At 33.5% G+C, this 20,112-nt stretch carries 19 protein-coding genes; 6 read left to right on the forward strand and 13 right to left on the reverse strand.

The window, feature by feature from the left end:
* Nucleotides 1-219: 219 nt before the first annotated feature.
* From ABWU56_RS03325 to ABWU56_RS03335, 3 genes are all read right to left on the reverse strand, one after another.
* On the reverse strand, nucleotides 220-837 hold the full coding sequence (locus tag ABWU56_RS03325; RefSeq protein ID WP_353281873.1) for a transposase: 618 nt from the start codon (nucleotides 835-837) through the stop codon (nucleotides 220-222).
* A 31-nt stretch (nucleotides 838-868) separates the two neighbouring features.
* A complete protein-coding gene (locus ABWU56_RS03330; RefSeq protein ID WP_264683157.1) occupies nucleotides 869-1,168 on the reverse strand; it encodes a transposase in 300 nt (99 codons plus the stop codon).
* Nucleotides 1,169-1,372: 204 nt separating this feature from the next.
* The gene (locus ABWU56_RS03335) at nucleotides 1,373-2,710 is read right to left on the reverse strand and encodes an alanine/glycine:cation symporter family protein (protein WP_353281957.1); all 1,338 of its coding nucleotides are present in this window, start codon (nucleotides 2,708-2,710) and stop codon (nucleotides 1,373-1,375) included.
* Between the two features lie 387 nt (nucleotides 2,711-3,097).
* On the opposite strand from ABWU56_RS03335, the gene ABWU56_RS03340 reads away from it, so the two are divergent.
* Together ABWU56_RS03340 and ABWU56_RS03345 are read left to right on the forward strand one after the other, a co-directional pair.
* Nucleotides 3,098-3,325, forward strand: a complete 228-nt coding sequence (locus ABWU56_RS03340) for a hypothetical protein (protein WP_064085506.1) — start codon at nucleotides 3,098-3,100, stop codon at nucleotides 3,323-3,325.
* Nucleotides 3,326-3,402: 77 nt separating this feature from the next.
* The gene (locus tag ABWU56_RS03345; RefSeq protein ID WP_353281874.1) at nucleotides 3,403-4,293 is read left to right on the forward strand and encodes a hypothetical protein; all 891 of its coding nucleotides are present in this window, start codon (nucleotides 3,403-3,405) and stop codon (nucleotides 4,291-4,293) included.
* Nucleotides 4,294-4,437: 144 nt separating this feature from the next.
* Here the strand turns inward: ABWU56_RS03345 and ABWU56_RS03350 are convergent, their stop codons facing one another.
* The 3 genes from ABWU56_RS03350 to ABWU56_RS03360 form a co-directional block, all read right to left on the reverse strand.
* Nucleotides 4,438-4,941, reverse strand: a complete 504-nt coding sequence (locus ABWU56_RS03350) for a protein-disulfide reductase DsbD domain-containing protein (RefSeq protein ID WP_353281876.1) — start codon at nucleotides 4,939-4,941, stop codon at nucleotides 4,438-4,440.
* 287 nt (nucleotides 4,942-5,228) lie between these two features.
* Entirely contained in the window at nucleotides 5,229-6,887 is a 1,659-nt protein-coding gene (gene groL, locus ABWU56_RS03355; RefSeq protein WP_264683314.1) for a chaperonin GroEL, read from the reverse strand.
* 89 nt (nucleotides 6,888-6,976) lie between these two features.
* Complete coding sequence (locus tag ABWU56_RS03360; protein WP_007302813.1) at nucleotides 6,977-7,267, reverse strand: co-chaperone GroES; 291 nt, start codon at nucleotides 7,265-7,267, stop codon at nucleotides 6,977-6,979.
* A gap of 113 nt (nucleotides 7,268-7,380) precedes the next feature.
* Between ABWU56_RS03360 and ABWU56_RS03365 the strand changes: the two genes are divergently transcribed.
* Nucleotides 7,381-8,178: a YgfZ/GcvT domain-containing protein gene (locus tag ABWU56_RS03365; RefSeq protein ID WP_264331039.1), complete on the forward strand. Its 798-nt coding sequence runs from the start codon at nucleotides 7,381-7,383 to the stop codon at nucleotides 8,176-8,178.
* Between the two features lie 119 nt (nucleotides 8,179-8,297).
* Nucleotides 8,298-9,203, forward strand: coding sequence for an ankyrin repeat domain-containing protein (locus tag ABWU56_RS03370; protein WP_353281879.1), 906 nt, complete (start codon nucleotides 8,298-8,300; stop codon nucleotides 9,201-9,203).
* 1,014 nt (nucleotides 9,204-10,217) lie between these two features.
* Here the strand turns inward: ABWU56_RS03370 and ABWU56_RS03375 are convergent.
* From ABWU56_RS03375 to ABWU56_RS03385, 3 genes are all read right to left on the reverse strand, one after another.
* Nucleotides 10,218-10,403, reverse strand: a complete 186-nt coding sequence (locus ABWU56_RS03375; RefSeq protein ID WP_265042333.1) for a hypothetical protein — start codon at nucleotides 10,401-10,403, stop codon at nucleotides 10,218-10,220.
* Between the two features lie 4 nt (nucleotides 10,404-10,407).
* A complete protein-coding gene (locus ABWU56_RS03380; RefSeq protein WP_264683355.1) occupies nucleotides 10,408-10,680 on the reverse strand; it encodes an ankyrin repeat domain-containing protein in 273 nt (90 codons plus the stop codon).
* Between the two features lie 131 nt (nucleotides 10,681-10,811).
* Nucleotides 10,812-11,801: a ribonucleotide-diphosphate reductase subunit beta gene (locus tag ABWU56_RS03385; RefSeq protein ID WP_353281881.1), complete on the reverse strand. Its 990-nt coding sequence runs from the start codon at nucleotides 11,799-11,801 to the stop codon at nucleotides 10,812-10,814.
* Between the two features lie 129 nt (nucleotides 11,802-11,930).
* Between ABWU56_RS03385 and ABWU56_RS03390 the strand changes: the two genes are divergently transcribed.
* Nucleotides 11,931-12,269: an outer membrane protein assembly factor BamE gene (locus tag ABWU56_RS03390; RefSeq protein WP_029237605.1), complete on the forward strand. Its 339-nt coding sequence runs from the start codon at nucleotides 11,931-11,933 to the stop codon at nucleotides 12,267-12,269.
* Nucleotides 12,270-12,321: 52 nt separating this feature from the next.
* Here ABWU56_RS03390 and ABWU56_RS03395 read toward each other — a convergent pair whose 3' ends face one another.
* A complete protein-coding gene (locus tag ABWU56_RS03395; protein ID WP_010401890.1) occupies nucleotides 12,322-12,849 on the reverse strand; it encodes a hypothetical protein in 528 nt (175 codons plus the stop codon).
* Nucleotides 12,850-13,045: 196 nt separating this feature from the next.
* Between ABWU56_RS03395 and recO the strand changes: the two genes are divergently transcribed.
* The gene (recO, locus tag ABWU56_RS03400) at nucleotides 13,046-13,774 is read left to right on the forward strand and encodes a DNA repair protein RecO (protein ID WP_353281884.1); all 729 of its coding nucleotides are present in this window, start codon (nucleotides 13,046-13,048) and stop codon (nucleotides 13,772-13,774) included.
* A gap of 22 nt (nucleotides 13,775-13,796) precedes the next feature.
* Here recO and ABWU56_RS03405 read toward each other — a convergent pair whose 3' ends face one another.
* The 3 genes from ABWU56_RS03405 to ABWU56_RS03415 are packed head-to-tail and all read right to left on the reverse strand — an operon-like array spanning nucleotide 13,797 to nucleotide 20,111.
* Nucleotides 13,797-15,173 carry a PleD family two-component system response regulator gene (locus tag ABWU56_RS03405; RefSeq protein ID WP_010401888.1) on the reverse strand — a complete coding sequence of 459 codons (1,377 nt, stop codon included), beginning with the start codon at nucleotides 15,171-15,173 and terminating at the stop codon, nucleotides 13,797-13,799.
* Nucleotides 15,145-15,435 (reverse strand): hypothetical protein, encoded by a 291-nt coding sequence (locus tag ABWU56_RS03410; protein WP_010401887.1) that lies wholly within the window; start codon nucleotides 15,433-15,435, stop codon nucleotides 15,145-15,147. Before ABWU56_RS03410 ends, ABWU56_RS03405 begins: the two co-directional genes overlap by 29 nt.
* Before the next feature lie 5 nt (nucleotides 15,436-15,440).
* Nucleotides 15,441-20,111, reverse strand: coding sequence for an NAD-glutamate dehydrogenase (locus ABWU56_RS03415; protein WP_353281886.1), 4,671 nt, complete (start codon nucleotides 20,109-20,111; stop codon nucleotides 15,441-15,443).
* Nucleotide 20,112: the final 1 nt, after the last annotated feature.

Below are 20,112 nucleotides of genomic sequence, written 5' to 3' on the forward strand. Positions count from 1 at the left end.
CGTGATGACATGAGCTATTTTATGTTCACATCAAGCAATTTAAGTTGTCATTCCAGTCTGGAATCTAGATTTTTCTAGACTTGATCCTATAGTCAAATTCATAACTACAAACGTTATAATATAAGAGTAATTTTCACCAAAAAGTATGTCATTCTAGTAGCTGACACTGGGATGGCTTTGTTGCATAGCTCTTCGGATAGTAGGTAACATACAATAAATTCATGAAGCTATCTCAAATTTAGCCATGCCGATTTCAGTAAATTTGTTAAGTAAATAACACTTGAGTAGCAGTTCTCTCTCACGATTAACCTCAGATTTGTTCCTAAAACTAAACCCAAATGTTTGCTTCAGTCGCGAGAAAAAACTTTCTATATAAGATCTCTTCCCATAATTTATCTCTTTTTTCCATTTCTTTATATCATCTTCATCATATGACTTTATGAGCTTGATTGCAGAATTTCTCTCAGCCATATAGTCTAACTTTGGATGCTCTACTGCATTATTTTTCGGAGGGATTTTCGTTTTTATGCCATATTGATTACACAGCTTATAGAGCTTTTTTCTATCATATGCACTATCTGCATATAGTGCTTTTATAGCATATTTAACATCAAATTTTTCCAGCAAATCGCAAGCTCCATAGTGGTCGGAATAAACTCCACTACTGTATTTTGCAGCTATAACTTTTTTGCTACCTATCTCCAGCATTACATGTAGCTTTCTTGTTTGCTCATAGCGGCGATACTTTCTGTCTGTACCATTTGCTTTACTATGGCCCGGAATATTATTGTAGATGCTGATAACTGTACTATCTATGGCAATTTCAATATCCTTCATATCGTTTTTGTTAACTCTGCAGTCATTAATCTTAATATTGAGTTTTTTTTGATGCTTGTGAATAGCTGATAACTTGCAAAATTTTTCCTATTTGCTCCAGATATCCTTTTATAAACCCCACAGTTTGTCTCAAGCCAATTCTAAATATATAAGTTATTATATGAACCAAAATCACAACTTTATCGCTGTAAATATTGTTCCCACCTGCTACTTTTGGTCTATTTTCGTGCCAATTTTCAATGGCGTAGTTGATATAATGAAAAATATTTCCCCTTTCTTGAAGAAATTTGTTATATTTACCTTGGTTACTGACTCTCATTTTTTGTGACATATTTATCCTTAATCAGTTAAATCGTCATTTTATAATGAATTTTGTCAGTAATCGCTAGTTTTTTTCCTGCTATGCAACAAAGCCCACTGGGATCCAGTCGCACTCAGTTAGTGAGCATAAAATTATTATGTTAAAACATAACATTTTTGATGAAGTTCATGAAAGGCTGGATTCCAGACTGGGATGACAACTTAAAATATTGCTTTAGCTCTGTTTTTGCAACTTCAAGTATTTGCTACTCATAGTAAATACTTCTGGATCTTGAGAAGTGAGCTTGAGTATAGCAAGTATGTTAATAAAAAGCAAAGCAGCAATCGAGATATCAGCTATATCCCAGAGTAACTTAACTCCACCAATTGCACCAAATGGAATGATTAAGGTAAAAACTACAGTCCAGATTTTGGTGTATTTATTATCCATAGATACATAGCGTATTGTTTGTTTTGAACAAAAAAACCAAGTAAAGATAGTAGTAAAGGCAAAACAAAACATTATAGCCATAATTAAATAGTCAGTATAGGGCCAATTCATAGCTTTTCTAAAAGCAAATATGCACATGTTAGTGCTCTCTAAATCAGTAATCCAAGAATCTGTGACAAGCAGTACCATTGTTGTAATGAATACTATGAGTGCAACTATAAAAGGAGATATTATTGTGATTAGACTCTGTTCAATGATAAATTTATTGTTATTTTTTTTAGGAGTAATCGAGGAGTGTACAATTCCTTCGAGGCCAAGTCCTATATCTGTTGCAAAAATACCTCGCAAAGTTCCAACTTGAATAATAGTCAACATTTCTAAAATTAAACCTAAAGATAAACCAGAGTTAAAGCTACTAGTTGTAAAAAAATTGCTTGTTATTAGTTTTAGAGAAGGAAGAATATTTTCACTAAACTTAAATAATATGATACCGCAAAGTGTGAGGTAACTTACCGTCATTATCGGTATCATAGCCGATATAAAAATTTTAATTTTTTTTAAGCTGAGAGCTGCAACAACAAAAAATATTATGGCCATTACAATGCCGCCAATGACTACAGGTATATCTACCATGCTGAGTGGTATTGATAGAGAATTTACCTGAACAAGGTTACCAACTGTTATTGAAACCATCATCATAATAACTAGAAACACAACTGTAGCTTTTCTAGAGTTAAATGCATCAGCCATGTAGGCTACAGGTCCACCTATAAACCGTCCATTTTTTTCTTTTCTGGTTTTTATACTTAGGTAACAAGTAACATATTTTATCACAGAAGTAACAACAATAATTATTGCCATCCATAAAATGGATCCCGGTCCTCCGGTTTTTAGAGCAACAGCAGTTCCTGAAATGTTTCCTACTCCTAAATTTCCCCCTAAGATTGTAAACAGAGCAGCTATAGAAGAAAATTTATTTTCTCCTCTTTTAGCTCCAATAAGTGAAAGGGCATACGGTAGTCTAAATATCTGCAACCATTTTAGTTTAACCGATAGGTAAACACCAGCAACTAGTATGAGTAGTATTGTTGGCAGTAATAAAACAAACTTTACTGTATCCATCTGTAAAAGAGAGATTTTTACTTGAGTATATAGCAAAAGTTGAAAAATACCTAACCTATTTTCTATGTATGACTTCGGTTCCATTATTCTAGCACCTCTTATCTTGTCATACCAATCACAACTGTATGAACATTGTAATATGGTACAATGTTAAAACAATGTCATTCCAGACTGGAATCCAGAAAATGAACAATGGATCCTAGTTTTAGCTACTCGGATGATAAGAAAAGGATACTTGAATGACAAGAAAGGGGACACTAGAAAGAAATGGGTGTCATTCCAGTGCTTGACACTGGGATGGCTTTGTTGCATCACTCAAGAGAAAAGAACTGGCAGTTACTGACAAAATTCATTATAGAATAGCCATTTAACCATTGAAGAAAAAATATGCCACAGCAAATGAAAGTCAGTAACTGCAATGAATATAACAAATTTCTCCAAGAAAGAGGAAATATTTTTCATTTAGGCAAGGTGTTGATAAGAAGTTTAAGCTACAAGAGCATTAAATACACTGATGAAGTACGAGAATATCTAAATCACATATTGAAGCAACATTCAACAAGTGTAGATGGAGCACAAGCACAATCTTTAGCAGGTGAAAAGAAACAACTATAGTTTTCGTTATTGTTTAGTGTTGACCTAGAAGGTCAACACTGATATATACCTCTATATAGCTAATGTGTGGAGGTAATATGGTGGTAGATAATCCAAAAGCAGTTAATAATCAGAATTATTTTGATAAAAGTAATCGTTTTTATTTGCGCTTAAAAGATAATTTTTTTAAAAATCTGAGCCCAGATAGTAAAGTATCTATAGATTCTGAAGATAAGAACGAAGAAGTTAGTATTGATGATGATGAAGTGTGGTTTAAACACTTTTCTACTGTGGTTCCTAGTGAAGAAGGACAGGAAAAGTATAGATATGAAGTTAATGGCAGGTATGAATACAAGTATGCCAATAAGTACGATAGCAAAAATATTGTAGGCAAAATTGCTAAAAAAATTGCACAAGATGTAATTGAAAGTATAAAAGACAATACTTTAGAATATATAGAAATTAAAGAAAGTAGAAAGAAAGGTAAGATTAAGCCTGCACTCAGAATTATGCTTGGCGATCCTACAAAATCAATAAATGTGGTTGATGTTTTAAATAGTGATCTATGCAGAAAATATGGTGTAGATGGAATTACATTATTACTGCCTAGTAAAAGCAAGTGTGAAACAAGGGGAATACGCTGCAGAGTTGATGAGAATGGAGTAAGAATTTATGAAGTAGCTAATGGCTCATATTATATGAATTTAAATTGGTATGTTGAGGGGAAAGAGTGTAAAATGAAAATTAGCATTAGCGATAATGGTTCTGTAGAGTTTATTGAAAGCAATGGTGTTACTTGGGATCAATTAGCTGCACATAAAGAAGTAAAAGTAGGAAGACAATATGAAGCGAAGACTTTATATGAAGCATTGTCATATTTAAAGCGAGAAGGCTCTGAAGTAATAAAAGGATTTTATCCTCCAACAAGTGTGGAAAGCATACAAATTACTACAGGAGTTAATAAGCAAGCAACTCTTTCAAAGTCATAATTTTCGTTATTGATTGAAATGAAGCCTTTTGGGGACCAAAAGGCTTCATGATCGAAATTTTTGGAAAGATCTTTATTGGAAAATTCAGGGACAGGAATAACATTTTTAAGCTATCGTATAACTATCACTTGCTCGCTGGGAGCTCTATTTTTCATACCACTCATTTATGAGTTTATTGATATCAGAATCTATAAAATCCTTTAGTGGTTGACTGGTTTTTATCTCGGCATTTTTAGGGATACACCTATCTTTACATATTGCGTACTTTATATGAAAGTTAATATCAGCGTATTCCTGATTTGGAATGACATTGTTTTTAAAGGGAAATAACACCATATCTTCATATATGTTACTAACAAATGTAACTTCCCCAACTTTATCTTCATGTTCCTTGGGAGTAGGCCAATGAATATCTATATTTGATATGTTACCCTGACAGTCAAAGGAAGTAGGAAGGCCGAAATCTCCAGGGTCTTTGTAATATATATGCCAACCTGGTTTTATTGTAACCTTTATTGCGCCTTCAATGGTAAGGTTTGCTTTATTTACCTTACCATTGAGCAGATCAAATTTTGCAACTTCTTCTTCAGCGCACAATTCAGTGCAAGAAAAAAGTAAAAGTAGGATTGAGTATATACGTATTTTCATAAATACTCTATTTATGAAGAAAATAATTTAAGTTCTATCTATTATAATAAAAATATTATATAAATCATTTGTTAATATAATATTATGCTAATACAAATATACTAGCAATTATAACTTTAATATATTATTTTTTTATTTTTAAGCAGTTATAATATTAAAGAGACGTAACAAATATAAATAGTAGTGGCTTTGCATAGAAAGTCACAAATTTATTTCCTTTATAAATGTAAGACTTTTTAGAACTAGAAAGATACCTTGGAGCAAGTTGCTCCAAGGCTCTTGTTTACTTAGAATCCACCCATTCCGCCCATTGCTCCTGCACCCATAGGTGATGAAGCATTTTCTTCTTTGTTTGGTAGATCAACTATCATAGATTCAGTAGTAATAAGTGCGCTTGCTACAGACACTGCCGTTTCAAAAGCAATACGAACTACTTTTGCCGGATCAATTACACCAGCTGTTGATGCATTAGCGTAGTTCATGGCCTCAACGTTGTATATAAGCTCTTTATCATTCTGCTTAATCAAATAGTCAATTATAACAGCAGATTCAAGACCAGCATTTTTAACCAATCTTTTGATTGGAGCACTGAGAACTTTTTTGACAATGTTGATACCTATTTGCTCTTCATCGCTTGAAGCTTTTAGCTTATCAAGAGCAGATGCAGCGTAAAGAAGTGCAACTCCACCACCGGGAACTATACCTTCTTCAATTGCAGCTCTTGTTGCGTGAAGTGCATCTTCAACTCTATCTCTGCGTTCTTTTACTTCTACTTCGGTTGCTCCACCAACTTTGAGCACAGCAACGCCGCCTGATAATTTCGCTAAACGCTCTCTCAGCTTTTCTTTATCATAATCAGAGGTTGAAGTTTCAATCTGAGATTTAATCTGGTTAACTCTAGCATCTACTCTGTTTTTTTTATCAGAGTCGCTGTCTTCACTAACAATTGTGGTATTGTCTTTAGTGATTTTAACATTTTTAGCAGTACCAAGATCTTCAAGAGTCAAATCTTCCATCTTGATTCCAAGCTCATCTTTTATGACATACTTAGCACCTGTTAAAGCTGCTATGTCTTCGAGCATCTCCTTTCTCCTATCACCAAAACCTGGAGCTTTTACTGCAGCAACTTTTAGACCACGTAATTTGTTGATCACTAAAGTGCTTAATGCTTCACCTTCAACATCTTCTGCAATGATAAACAAAGGTTTACCAGACTTAAAAATAGCCTCAAGAATAGGAAGTAAAGGTTGAATAATATTAAGTTTTTTTTCTGTAATCAGCAAATATGGATCATCAAGTTCCACGCTCATCTTTTCATTATTTGTAACAAAGTATGGAGAGAGATAACCACGGTCAAACTGCATACCAGTTGTAAGTTCAACTTCTAATTCTTTTGAACCCTTACTCTCTTCAACAGTGATGACGCCTTCTTTTCCAACCTTTTTAACAGCATCAGCAATGCTATCACCAATAGCTTTATCACCATTTGCAGAAATTATTGCAACTTGTGCAACTTCATCCATTTTCTCTAAAGAAATTGTGCGAGACATTGATGTAATCTCCTTTAATATCACATCTTTTGCCTTCTGTATTCCATTTTTGATACAAATACGATCATTTCCAGCTGCAATTGACTTTGAAGCTTCCATTATCATATTGCTAGTCAGTATTGAGCATGTTGTGGTACCATCACCAACTTTGTCATTACACTGAGAAGCACTTTGAGCAATGGTGCTTACTATCGCAGAGTGTAATGGTTTTTCAGGCTTTATACCTTTCATTACCTTATAGCCATCCTTTGTGACCTCTGGTCCACCATATGGCTTGCTAATTCCTACTGTATTTCCCCTAGGCCCTGCAGTTGCTCCCACCGTTGAGTCAACCATTGCTGCAACTTCACGAAAGGCTTCTTGCAACTGTTCGCCTGATACTACTATGTTAGCCATTTTTATCACTCCTTAAATTAATAAAAAATTTAGAATATTAAAATACATAATGCACTATATAGCGCATTAGTTTAGTAAAATAGGAATACCTACTTGATAACAGCAAGTAGGTCTGACTCCTTCATCACGACATACTTTTCATTATCATGCTCTACTTCTGTCCCAGCCCACTGCCTGTAGAAAACCTTATCACCAGTTTTTACAGTTAAAGCTATACGCTCTCCGCTTGAGTTGCGTGAACCACTACCAATTGCTATAACTTCACCTTTAGTAGGCTTCTTTTCAGCACTTGATGGTAGTACAATTCCACCTTGTTTTTCTTCAGTAATAGGCTTTATTAGCACGTTATCATCTAATACATTCAAATTTACACTTGACATTTATGTTTCCTCATTAATAGATTAACCTACAATTCTATGTAGTCATCTAAAGGTTACATTTCAAGGGTTGGAGTTAGTAAAAGTGTATAATTTAAGGTTTGAACAGAAGTTTTATGGGCTACATACCGCTAGCAAACCGTAGTCTAATATCTTTATACGGACCAGATACGAGAGATTTTCTTCAGGGTGTTATAACAAATGATATTAATAAACTAAGTAGCCAGCAGGCAATTTACTCTTTATTACTCAACCCTCAGGGAAAATATCTGTACGATTTTTTCCTCATTGAGCATGATAAATATATTTATTTGGAGTGTGAAAATGCCCATCTACAGCAAATAATTGAAAAATTAGACTTGCTCAAAACTTACCTTAGAGTGAGGATTAAAGACATTAGTTCACTATATAAGGTTGGAGTTTTGTTTGATGCTAAGTTGGCGGAGTGTAGTAGTAAGTCACAAGTGATTTTTCAAGATCCAAGGCACAAGCTGCTAGGAATGAGGATCATACATGAAGATGAAATAAAAGAACCGGTTGGAGATTTTATTCAGTATGAAAAAGTTAGAATTAAAAACCTTGTCCCAGATGGAGCAAAAGATATGGTGCAAAATTCATCATTTCCGCTGCAATATTTAATCGATAAGATAAATGGTATAAGCTTTAATAAAGGGTGCTATATAGGTCAGGAAGTTGTAAATCGAATGAGCAGACAAGAAAAATTCAGAAGGAAACTTTACCTTGTTGAGGGAAAAAATGCACTTCCAAATATTGGCACTAAAGTAATCAGTGAACATAATGAAGAAGTAGGAGAACTACGCTCTAGTGTCGACAATATTGGACTTGCATTGCTTAATACTGGAAAAAGCCACGCAAATTTATATGTCGGTGGAGTTAGCATTAAGACGTTATAAAATATCTATTCGGGTAAAAGCCCCTTTTTCTTGTTTAAGTGTTTGTGATACTTAGTTAAATTGTTGACTTTCTTACTTAAATGCATGATAATTAAAGTATATACATTTTTATAAATATTATGAAGTGCGAAGATTTTGGACGTATGTTAAAGTATTCAGATGGGAGTAATTTACTTAGACAACTGAAAAATTGGTTACGAACAGAAGATAATGGCACATACCAAAAGTGGAAAGAGGAAGAATTTGACATAAATCACCGATTTGTCTGCGACCCGTTAAATCCACTGAGTTATCAAAAAAGTGAATTGTTGCGTGATGAATTAACATTGTTGCATATAGCAGCTAAATATAGTAACGAAAAGGTAGTACAAGCTCTATTAGGAGCAGGTGCTAGTGTTAATGCAGTAGATAGTTGTGGAAGAACTCCTTTATATCGTGCTACTGCTTCCAACTCTTTAGAGGTAGTACAAGCTCTATTAGATGCAGGTGCTGATGTTAATAAGCAAGATAAAGCTAAAAGAACTCCTTTACATCATGCTGCTATTTCCAGCTCCTCTTTAGAGGTAGTACAAGCTCTATTAGATGTAGGTGCTGATGTTAATAAGCAAGATTCTTTTGGAAAAACTCCTTTATATTATGCTAATACATTCAACCGGAAAATGGTACAAGCTCTATTAGATGCAGGTGCTGATCCTACATTAGAAGATAAGAATGGCAAAACTACAGACGATATTGCACAACAAGAAGCTAAGAGAGAGTTAAGAGGAATAGTTACTGAACAAGCAATTAAGAAGGCAATGAAAGTTGGGGCTATTTGCGGTGTTATAGCTGGATTGGCAGTTGGTGGTGGGTGTTTTGCTGCTGATGCTGCATTACCAATACTGGTTTTAGTTGGTATAGTTGTAGCTGCTGCTGTACTCACTGGACTTATTGCTGGTGGTATTACATATGCAGTATCTACTAAGATAGAAAATCCTGACACATCAAGGTCGGCAACAGAACAATGTTTGCCTCAGCCAAATTAAGTAAAAGGAAGAAAAGACTTCTTCCTTTTCTCCAAGTTTTTTACTTCGTTAGGTACCCTTAATCCTATTCAGGGTACCTAGATCTGATAATAGGTGTAACCATAAAGAATGACGCTCAAGCAAAAGCACCTTTTTCTTGTTTAAGTTATTCACAGAATTGTTAATAACTAAGTTGATAACCTAGTAGAGTATATAATTTTACATTTCTGAGTACTTTGGAGATCTATAATAAATATGATCTCCAAATACTAATATATATATAATTGAGAACAAAAAAACTGTGGATAACTCTGAAAAAGATCAAAAAAGACATCAAAAAGAGTATGATTAGATTGAAATATTTACAGAAAAACTTACTCAATTGATAAATATCTTAACGCTTTTTAAGAAAAGACAAATAGAGGGTCGTATTGGAGCTAAAAGATAAAATTTTTAAGTGCTTTTGAAGTGATACTTTAGGTATTTTTAAAGTAATACTTTTAAAGTATCAATTGAACATTTTTGAGCATTAATCTGGAGGTTCAACAGGCACTTTTTTATGCTGTTTGAGAAGAGCAAAAATTGAATTTTCTCTTGCTGAAAGCTTGTGTTTCTTGTATTTTCCATAATATACATTATGTAATTTTCAATACTAACAAAAATATCCGCCAATCTTTTAAACAACAACCTATCGAACCTCCGGATTAGTACTTAAAAGGAACTATTAAAGTACCTCTTTAAGTATTAAGAAGCACTTAAAATTTCAACCTTTAGCTCCAATACGACCCTCTATTTGTCTTTTCTTAAAAAGCGTTAAGATATTTATCAATTGAGTAAGTTTTTCTGTAAATATTTCAATCTAATCATACTCTTTTTGATGTCTTTTTTGATCTTTTTCAGAGTTATCCACAGTTTTTTTATTCTCAATTATATATAAAAAATTTGGAGAAAAGAGGAAGAAGTCTCTTCTTCCTTTTTTTACTTAACTACACTACCATACTTGCCGCTGTACTAGCTTTTTGTTCTGCATCAACGCTATAGCTTCTCACTAGGAACCTGCTTTGACATTGCATATGTAATACCAAAAACAACAAACCCTATTGCTATAGCAACAGCTGCGCCAATAAAAGCCGATATTAGTAATGAAAGACCAGCAGCAGCAAAAAGTCCATTACCAACTCCCACTCCAGCCGTAATACCAACAATAGCACCAAATTTCATTGCTTTATTGCTTGTATTTATCTTCTGCCTTTTTTAAAAGCTGCTTTGATTCATCACGGGCATGTTTTCTTGCAGTCATTCCATAATGATCCTTTATAAAAAGATTAGCACCTGCATCTAGTAAAATTTGTGTTACCTCTTTGTCATGACTATTGTGCAAAGGAGTTTTTCCAAAAGAATCTCGTGCATTAACATTAGCACCTTTGTCTAATAGATATCGTATTAACTTCTTCTTCTCCTCCTCTAAGCAATCAAAATCTCCAACTATTACATGCAATAATGTAACTTTATATCTATACTCTCTTTTCTCTAAGCTAAATAGATGATTTATATCAAATTCTTCCTCCTTCCACCTTTGATATGTATCGCAAGCTTCCGTTGAAACGATAAAAAAGGGTGAAGTTACTGCTATTCACTTTTTGTATCTTTTTTAGCAAAAGCTTCCTCCCAAGTGCCTTGAGTTGCTGCACGGCTATACTCTGTTACTCTATTTTCAAAGAAATTTGTATGTTCCACGCCATTTAGTATTTCATCAAGCCACGGAATAGGGTTATCTTGAACATTATATATAGATTTAAGACCTAATTGCGTTAACCTTCTGTTTGCTATGTAACGTATATAATTGCGCACTTCCTCTGCAGATAGCCCTTCAACATCTCCTAAATCAAAAGCAAGACTTATAAATTCATCTTCAAGTTCAACAATAGTGCTACATGCAGAATATAATTCTTCTTTGAACTCGTCATTCCAAATTTCATTATTCTCTTTAATAAACGTATTGAACAAATTGATAATTGAATTGGTGTGCAAGGTTTCGTCACGTGCTGACCAAGCAATTATTTGCCCCATACCTTTCATTTTTCCAAACCGTTGAAAATTGAGCAAAATTGCAAATGATGCAAATAACTGCAATCCTTCAGTGAAGGCACCAAATACTGCTAAAGTTTTAGCAACATGTTTTTTATCGTGCTTTTTACTTTCCTCAAATTCTAACATGTATTCATACTTCTTTCTCATAGCATCATATTTTAAGAATGCTTGATATTCACTTTCTGGAATGCCAATCGTATCTAGAAGGTATGAATAGGCTGCAATGTGTATAGTCTCCATATTGGAAAAGCTTGCAAGCATCATACATATTTCTGTTGGCTTAAATATATTTGAATAATGCCTCATATAGCAATTATTTACTTCAATATCTGCTTGAGTAAAAAACCTAAAAATCTGGGTCAATAAATTTTTCTCTACATTAGAAAGTTTAGTTTTCCAATCTTTCACATCATCAGCAAGCGGAACTTCTTCAGGTATCCAGTGTATCCTTTGTTGCTGCAACCATGCATCATATGCCCAAGGATAATTAAAAGGCTTGTATATTGGATCTGCTTCTAGCAATGACATAATGTACCTAATTATTTTGAAGTAAATATTATATTAAATGATATTGAGAATCAGTCAATTTAACTTTTTTGAAATTTGACGACAGATAGTTTATCAGTGTATTATGATTTCAAATAACTAATTGATAAAATGCGGGTATTAATATTTTCTGTTTTGCTGTTTTCAGTAGGCTGCATGCACACTATCTATAATCACGGAGTTCCTGGCATTAATGTTGAACTGTGGAGCAAAATAAAAGTAGGTGATGATAGAGAAAAAGTGGTTCATACTTTAGGATTGCCAACATTAGTATCAAAGTTCGACGAAAATGTTTGGTACTATGTCTCATATAAAATTAAACAAGCTAACTTCTTGGGAAAAAGGAAGTACAGTAGTAAGTCTCTGCAAATTTCGTTTAATCAGAATGACGAAGTTACAGATATAAGAGAAATCAACGTTGCAGAAAGGTCTTTAGCTGTTGTTGATTGAAAATTTGCTGATCTATTTTTCATCACAAGTAACTAATTCAGGTAACGTAAATTCACCTATTTAGAATAAAATCTAACGTGACTTCGCGCCAAATGTGATGATGCTCAGCAGGTAAGCCAATTAACGGGCTACATTTATACACTGCACGCATTGCATTATCTGCTGCTGATCTAAAAAGAGGATTATTTTGATAAGAACTACTATCTGCTACGTTGGCTACAACGATCTCGCCTTTACTGGATAATAATAAGTTAATTTTTATACTAAAATTTTCTTTATAAACTATGCCCTCAGGAATGCTCCAACACTCTGTCAGTTTATCCCTTATAGAATTAATAATTTCTGTTACAGCCAATTCATCATCTTTGTTCTCAATATTTTTCTTATCTCTTATTTCATTTTTCACCTCTTTGATGTCTTCTCTTAGTTTTCTTTCTACACCCTTTTTTCTTTTGGGAATTGGAATACCCTCATCAATTTCCTGTATTTCAATAATTTGCCTCGGTTGTACTAACTCAACTAATTCTTTTTTTCTTTGTGGTATAGGAATAACTGATGAATCATTCGTTTGGGCTTTCATTGAAAAAAGCAAAAAACAACATAGAGACAAAAGAAGAATATAATTAAAATAGAGAGGGCGCATATGTTAAGCAGCTTGTTTTACTGGTTTAAAGCTAATATTGCACATAAAGTCAATATATTTCAGTTGACTTAAACTCAAATTTGCTACACTAATTTTATTATCTCTATAATATCATATGGTCAATATACTCTAAATGAGATGGAAAGATGAAGGTGTTATTATAGCTGTTAAAAAATACGGTGATAAAAATTTAATTCTTTCTCTATTTACAAAAAATCATGGAAAGTGCAGAGGATTAACTAGGTTAACAAACAATAGCAATTATAAGTTTCAAATAAGTAATCTATTACATGCAGAATGGAGTGCTAAGCTACCTGAAAATCTAGGTTTTTTAAAGTGCGAATTGATTGAATCTCCATTTCATCATTTCTTTCAAGATAGGTTAAAAAGCATTGCTATTGTTTCTTTCTCGTCTATATTAGAAAAAGTGCTTCCAGAAAGTGAATCCTGCATCAAGTTGTATGATAATTTTAGACACTTCATCGATTTAATAAAACATAATAGCCAGTTTTGGCAAAGTCATTACCTTAACTTAGAGCTTCTGCTTCTTACGCAACTTGGATTTAAGTTAGACCTATCAAAATGTGCTGTAACAGGTGTGAAAGAAAATCTACAATTTATTTCTCCAAAAACTGGTAGAGCAGTGTCAAAAAAAGTAGGTGACTGTTATGCAGATAAATTACTACCTTTTCCACAGATGTTGCATGATGTATACAATAACAACCTACAAAATAGCTACTCATATCAAGAATTCAGACTAGGGTTAAAAATTACAGGGTATTTTTTAAATAAATATCTATTTCTGCAGTTAAATGCGAAATTTCCGGAGTTGAGAAATTTTATGCTATCATTTGAATCTTAGTTACTACTTATTTAAAAGAACTTCAACCAGTAACCACTCTATTTCTACCACTGTTTTTTGCTTTATATAAATATTTGTCAGCACGTACTATAAATTTTTTAACATCATCAAGGTCAGATCTTTGCATTGCTGAAATTCCAATGCTCACAGTTAAATTATGGGTTGTATTTTTATCCACAAGTATAAAAGGTTCTTTGGCAATAATTTTCCTTATTCTCTCTGCAATAGTATACGCATCTGATACATTGGTATCTGGCATTACAACAACAAATTCCTCACCACCAAACCTAGCTAATAAATCTGTCACTCTGATATTTTCAGAAATTCTTTTCTGTATTTCCTTTAAAAGTTCATCTCCAGCATTATGCCCAAAGTTATCATTCACCATCTTAAAATAATCTATATCAAGTATCATAAGAGATAAACTTCTATCTTTTTCCACAGAATCCTTAACAATATTTCTTAAGTGTGCATCAAAATATCTTCTATTATAACAGTTAGTTAATGGATCCTTTATAGACATTTCCACATTATTAAATAAATTCATTCTCAAGGCATCTTGATACCTTTTGCGTTTCACTTGCAAATTAACCCTAGCTATTAATTCACTCTCATCTAAAGGTACTGTTAAATAATCATTAGCACCTACATCAAGTGCCTTTACTAAATTGCTTTTATCATAATCTTCAGAAAGGATCAGAATTGGTGTATAACGTGTTTCTACTTTACTACGAAACTTAGAACACAACCGTAGGCCGTCAGTTTTTGAAAACTGCATGTCAGAAATAATCAGGTCGTAATTATCCTTAATACCAACCTTTAATGCTTCTTTTGGATCGTGCAGTATTTTAATTGATCTGAAGCGTTGCTTTAGAACATTGTGTATCTGCTCTGCTTGAAAGGTGTCCTCATCTACAACAAGTATGTTAGCATCAAAAATCTGATTAGAATAATCCATAATACTGCTTTCTGCTACTCCACCAATCTCAGCATTAGTTTCTCCTCTCAAGCACAACTCATCTATTATCATCTTTAAGCGCACAAGAGACTTAATTCTTGCAGATAAAGCAGTTTCATCTATCGGCTTAGTTAGAAAGTCATCCGCACCAGCATTAATTCCTTCCACTCTATCATGAGTGTCATGCAGCGCAGTTACCATAATTATTGGAATATAAGTCGTTAAGGGATCATTCTTTAGCTTCTTACAAACCTCAAAACCACTCATTTTTGGCATCATGACATCAAGTAAGATAATATCTGGCTGCTGTTCCGCTACTAAATCTATCGCCTCCTCGCCATCATAAGCTACAATAACTGTATAGTACTCTGCTTTTAGCTGAGCCTCCAAAAGCTTAACATTAGATGGTATATCATCTACTACTAGGATTTTTGCTGTCATTTTTTGTACTATCTACATTGTAAGTAGGATAAAGCTTGCCATCTTCACCAATTATGTAATTGACTTTTTCAACGTTATGCTCTTCATATAATTCTTTAATTCCGGTATCCTTCAACAATTTCCTAACTCTTGATTTTACAACCCAGAAATACCTATATATATTTTTAATAAGATTAAGAAATACAGGTACTTTACTTTTATCAAGAACAATTATACTCACTAAAGCTACAACTAAAACTTCTGACAGACCTATATTAAACATTTTTCCTATGAAGCAAGTATTTTAACTCTTCTGATTATGAGTATTAATTTACTTAAATCAAGTTTATAAGCGACCATCTCATCTAAAAAGCTATTGTAGCGCTCTATATAATCCTTATCATTAATAGCCCAAGTTTGAACCTTGTCTACATGATTATCAGTAGCTTTTATAACTTTAACAGCTAGCTTATGTTGATAATTGCTTAAATCATCTAATAAATCATTAATTAAGCTGCGATCCCAATAGGAAGAATGGCTTTTCATCTTGCCAGCAACTGTTCTAATCATATCAAATCTTAGCAGCGACTTTAATTCAAAGTATATTCTACCAGCCTCAAGGATGGACAAAGATGTCTGCTCAGCAACAGATATAACGTCCAGCGCATAAATAAGAATACGTAGATCAGCAACCCTTTTTGCTAGATCTTTATTTATGTTAAGCTCTAACAAAGAAGCTAATCCATGATTATAGACCTCTAATAGGTGCTCATCTAAAATATCATGGCCTAAAGTTTCAATTGCACCCCTAAATTTTGTAACACCATCTAGTTCTACAAGATTAAGCTTACCAAGATTTTTTACTAACCAAAATGATACCCTACCAATAAATTTTTGCACACTTCTCACTACTTGCAAATATGAATCAACATCAATTTTTCCATCCAATTCATCAATTTTCTGCCAAAGGCTACTTAAATTATATAGGTGATTAACAACGATATATATGTTAACTGCTTCATGTACTTTAATTCCAGTACTCTCGACCAAATTATTAATAAATATACAGCCCATCCTATTTACTACATCGTTTGTAATGCAAGTAGAAATAATTTCCCTACAAAGTTGGTGTTTCAATATGGAATCCTTGAACTCTGTTACCATCCTTTGTGGAAAGTAATTTAGTAAGTAATCACGGCACAAAAAATCTTTTTCAGGTAGCTCAGAGTGTATAACTTCATTTTTTATTGCTGTTCTTGCATAAGACATCAGAACAGAAAGCTGAGGAGAACAGAAACCTTCTCCATCAGTTAACATTCTTGCTACCTCTTCTTCAGCTGGAAGAAATTCTACATCTCGGTTTAGCAGCCCAAATTTCTCTAAACTGAGTAATAATTTATGGTGCTGCTCCAACTTTTCTTTAGCTTGCAAGCACTCAAGAAGCAATGCTTTTGTTTCAATCCTGTTATGGTTTTCAAGTACCTTAGATGCAACTTCATCTATCATGCTAGCCAGTATTTCATTCCTTTTTTCCAAGGAAATTCCCCCTTCTTTCATAATTGCAACAAAAGCAATCTTGATGTTAACTTCAAGATCAGAACATATTACTCCTGCTGAATTATCAATAAAATCTGCATTGATATACCCACCTATTTTAGCGTATTCTACCCTTCCAAGCTGCGTGCAACCAAGGTTGCCACCCTCTATAAACATAGAAGCTCTAATATCATGACCGTTTACTCTTAATTCATCATTTGCTTTATCGCCAACCATGCCATGGCTTTCACTTTTTGCCTTAACAAAGGTGCCAATTCCTCCATTCCATATGAAATCCACTTTTGCCTTGAGCAAATATCGAATCAAATCATTTGGAGATAATGTATCTTCCGTTATATCAAAGCACTTTTTCATTTCTTGAGAAATTTCTACTTGTTTGCTACTACGTTCAAATACCCCGCCACCATGAGAAATCAAATCTCTATTGTAATCCATCCAAGTGGAAAACGGTAATTCAAAGAGCCGTTTACGCTCCACGAAACTCTTTTCCGCATCAGGATTTGGATCAACAAAAATATGCATATGATTAAATGCTCCAATTAAACTCATATTTCTTGAAAGCAGCATGCCGTTCCCAAATAGATCGCCAGCCATATCTCCAATTCCAATAACAGTTGTATCCTGGTAAATATCCTTATTCATTCTCCAAAAATGGCGTTGTGCTGCAATCCATGCACCTCTTGCTGTAATACCCATCTTTTTGTGGTCATAACCTGCTGATCCACCAGATGCAAATGCATCTTCGAGCCAAAAGTTACATTCAGAGGATATTTCGTTTGCATAATCAGAAAATGAAGCAGTGCCTTTATCTGCTGCAACTACCAAATATGGATCATCTTCGTCATACCTAATCACATTTTCTGGTGGAGTTATTTTGCCATCAACTACATTATCAGTAATATCAAGCATTCCTCTGATGAAATTCTTATAGCATTCAACACCTTTCTCCCTTAAAATGTTTTTGTCTTTATAAACTTGCTTTATTACAAACCCACCCTTTGCGCCAACAGGTACAATGACCGCATTTTTTGTCATCTGGGCTTTCATGAGTCCCAAAACTTCAGTGCGAAAATCTTCCGTTCTATCCGACCATCTCAAACCACCACGAGCCAACTTCCCTCCTCTTAGATGTATTCCCTCAAAAAGGTTTGAATAAACATACAATTCACGGTATGGGCGCGGGTCAGGTAAACCATTTATTTTACTTGAATCAAATTTGATAGATAAGTATGGCTTATCATCTTGATAATAACTGGTTCTCAAAATTGCCATTATCAAGTTAAATATCGAACGCAAAACGTAATCATGTGAAACGTTGCTGATCTCTTTTAGTAGTTCTTCAATTTTTTCTATCAAAATGCTAGTAGTTTCTGCCCTATCAATATCTATTTTAGTATCAAATCTTGAATGAAATAATTCTACTAAATACCTTACTACTTTTGGATACTCTGATACTACTTTCTGGATATATTCTGGGTTATAGCTAAATGATGTCTGCTTTAGGTAGGCGCTTAGCGCTCTAATCAGAAGCACTTCCTTCCACTCGAGCCCAGAAATAATGATCAAGCTGTTAAAATAGTCATTTTTTATTTCCTTGCTGAACACTTTTACAAGTGTTACCTCAAACTGCTCTTTTAAAGTAATGTTGTCTATTAATTCATCAACTCTTGACAACACAAAATGATGTATCCATATTCCACCGTTGATTTCTATATAATAACCATTATGAGATAGAATCTTAGCCCCTAAATTCTTAGTAACCTTTAATATCTTTGACAATTCAAGGCCTCCGTTGCTTGGAGTGTAAACCTTCAATTGATAGTTGAGATTGTCACGAGTAAGCCTCAAATCAACTTCACTGACTTTTTTCTTTCTCACTATCTCCAATTTTTTCATATCATAATACGCATCATGAGGTTCAAAATTCTCTTGATAACTTATCGGAAATGCCTTGCAATAGCGGATAAATATATCCTCAACAGTGCTAAAAGTATTATATAAATTGTCTATAAAACGATCTTCCCACTTTTCTGTAATGTTTCTTAACTTGTTTTCGATACGCAAAACTTCATCATCAAAAACGCTAGCGCTTTTGGTTCTTAGCACCACGTGTAATTTCATCAAATCATATTCATTGATAATGTGATTGTTATAAATATCTGAACTTTCTGCATTCGTTTCATCTTTCAATATATCGCGTATCTTAAACATTAGTCTTGCACTAGCATAACGCATCGGTATCAATACTATGCAACTAATAAAGTTCCCTACCTTTCTCAAAAATAATTTGACTCTTGGTCTAATCGCAAGAGACATGATCGAGGTGCAAATTTCAAATAACTCGTCTTCATTTGATTGGAATAATTCGTCACAAGAAAATGCCTGTAAAATGGAAATTAAAGCTTTATTGTTATGGCCACCAGGAACAAATCCTGCCTTTTTTTCTATTGTTGTAACCTTATCCTTTATTACCGGAATAGTTCGAATATCTTGAACTTCTGCTATAGAAGTAAATAGCCCAAAAAAATGCTGTTCCCTTATTACATCACCCTGATCATTAAATTCTTTCACTCCTATACAATTCATATAGGTACGCCGATGAACTATTGAGATTAGGTCTGATCTTAGTATGTATAAAGAATTCAAGCTTTCAGAAAAAATTGATGAATTTTGGTACTCTTCACTTGCTCTCATTAACCCGAGGCTCTCCTTACCACTTAGAGCAAGCTTTCCTTCTTTATTAGTAATGTATTCTTGATAACCTAAAAATACAAAATTGTTATTTTTCAACCAAGCTAGAAAATCTCTGCCTCCAGCATCCAATGCCGGATGCTCAAGAAGCTTCTTGAGCATCCATTGCCAGTCCTTTACAACGCAGTTAACTGCTTTTAGCGTCTTTCGTAGAGATTCTTCTAGTGTATCAACAAAGCTATCACTTATGCCTTTAATAATTACATATATTACTGACTCTTTGATTCCATTACTTTCTTCCAAAAGATGAATTTTATCTATTAGGCTATTTTTTCTTTGAACATTAATTATGCTGTTACTATAATAGCATATAGTTAAACCGTGTGACTTAATAGTGGAAATGACAGAATCCACTAAAAAGGGCATGTCATAATTTGTGATTTTAATTATAGTGAAATTGCCTTCTATTCCTGAAATATCATTTACATTACTTACTGCCAATTTACTTTCTTCTTTTTCTTTTTTAAGAATGAAGTTGTATGCATCTTCTGCAATGTATAAAAGAAATTTATCGTTGACTTTTAGGTCACTATTATAAACAAAATTATAAAAGTACTGTATAAACTCTTTAATTTTTGCTTTCTCTTTTTTATTCCCTTGATCAACTAGCTTAAATAAAGACTCAACATTAACATTATGATTTATACACATT

It is taken from the genome of Wolbachia endosymbiont (group B) of Horisme vitalbata, from assembly GCF_964028625.1.
In the GTDB taxonomy this organism is placed as follows: Bacteria; Pseudomonadota; Alphaproteobacteria; order Rickettsiales; family Anaplasmataceae; genus Wolbachia.

Bases quoted from the DNA above. Each gene is read 5' to 3' on its own strand.
- ABWU56_RS03325 (WP_353281873.1), bottom strand. From the start codon at position 837: ATGAAGGATATTGAAATTGCCATAGATAGTACAGTTATCAGCATCTAC.
- ABWU56_RS03330 (WP_264683157.1), bottom strand. From the start codon at position 1,168: ATGTCACAAAAAATGAGAGTCAGTAACCAAGGTAAATATAACAAATTT.
- ABWU56_RS03335 (WP_353281957.1), bottom strand. From the start codon at position 2,710: ATGGATACAGTAAAGTTTGTTTTATTACTGCCAACAATACTACTCATA.
- ABWU56_RS03340 (WP_064085506.1), top strand. From the start codon at position 3,098: ATGCCACAGCAAATGAAAGTCAGTAACTGCAATGAATATAACAAATTT.
- ABWU56_RS03345 (WP_353281874.1), top strand. From the start codon at position 3,403: ATGGTGGTAGATAATCCAAAAGCAGTTAATAATCAGAATTATTTTGAT.
- ABWU56_RS03350 (WP_353281876.1), bottom strand. From the start codon at position 4,941: ATGAAAATACGTATATACTCAATCCTACTTTTACTTTTTTCTTGCACT.
- groL (WP_264683314.1), bottom strand. From the start codon at position 6,887: ATGGCTAACATAGTAGTATCAGGCGAACAGTTGCAAGAAGCCTTTCGT.
- ABWU56_RS03360 (WP_007302813.1), bottom strand. From the start codon at position 7,267: ATGTCAAGTGTAAATTTGAATGTATTAGATGATAACGTGCTAATAAAG.
- ABWU56_RS03365 (WP_264331039.1), top strand. From the start codon at position 7,381: ATGGGCTACATACCGCTAGCAAACCGTAGTCTAATATCTTTATACGGA.
- ABWU56_RS03370 (WP_353281879.1), top strand. From the start codon at position 8,298: ATGAAGTGCGAAGATTTTGGACGTATGTTAAAGTATTCAGATGGGAGT.
- ABWU56_RS03375 (WP_265042333.1), bottom strand. From the start codon at position 10,403: ATGAAATTTGGTGCTATTGTTGGTATTACGGCTGGAGTGGGAGTTGGT.
- ABWU56_RS03385 (WP_353281881.1), bottom strand. From the start codon at position 11,801: ATGTCATTGCTAGAAGCAGATCCAATATACAAGCCTTTTAATTATCCT.
- ABWU56_RS03390 (WP_029237605.1), top strand. From the start codon at position 11,931: ATGCGGGTATTAATATTTTCTGTTTTGCTGTTTTCAGTAGGCTGCATG.
- ABWU56_RS03395 (WP_010401890.1), bottom strand. From the start codon at position 12,849: ATGAAAGCCCAAACGAATGATTCATCAGTTATTCCTATACCACAAAGA.
- recO (WP_353281884.1), top strand. From the start codon at position 13,046: ATGAGATGGAAAGATGAAGGTGTTATTATAGCTGTTAAAAAATACGGT.
- ABWU56_RS03405 (WP_010401888.1), bottom strand. From the start codon at position 15,173: ATGACAGCAAAAATCCTAGTAGTAGATGATATACCATCTAATGTTAAG.
- ABWU56_RS03410 (WP_010401887.1), bottom strand. From the start codon at position 15,435: ATGTTTAATATAGGTCTGTCAGAAGTTTTAGTTGTAGCTTTAGTGAGT.
- ABWU56_RS03415 (WP_353281886.1), bottom strand. From the start codon at position 20,111: ATGTGTATAAATCATAATGTTAATGTTGAGTCTTTATTTAAGCTAGTT.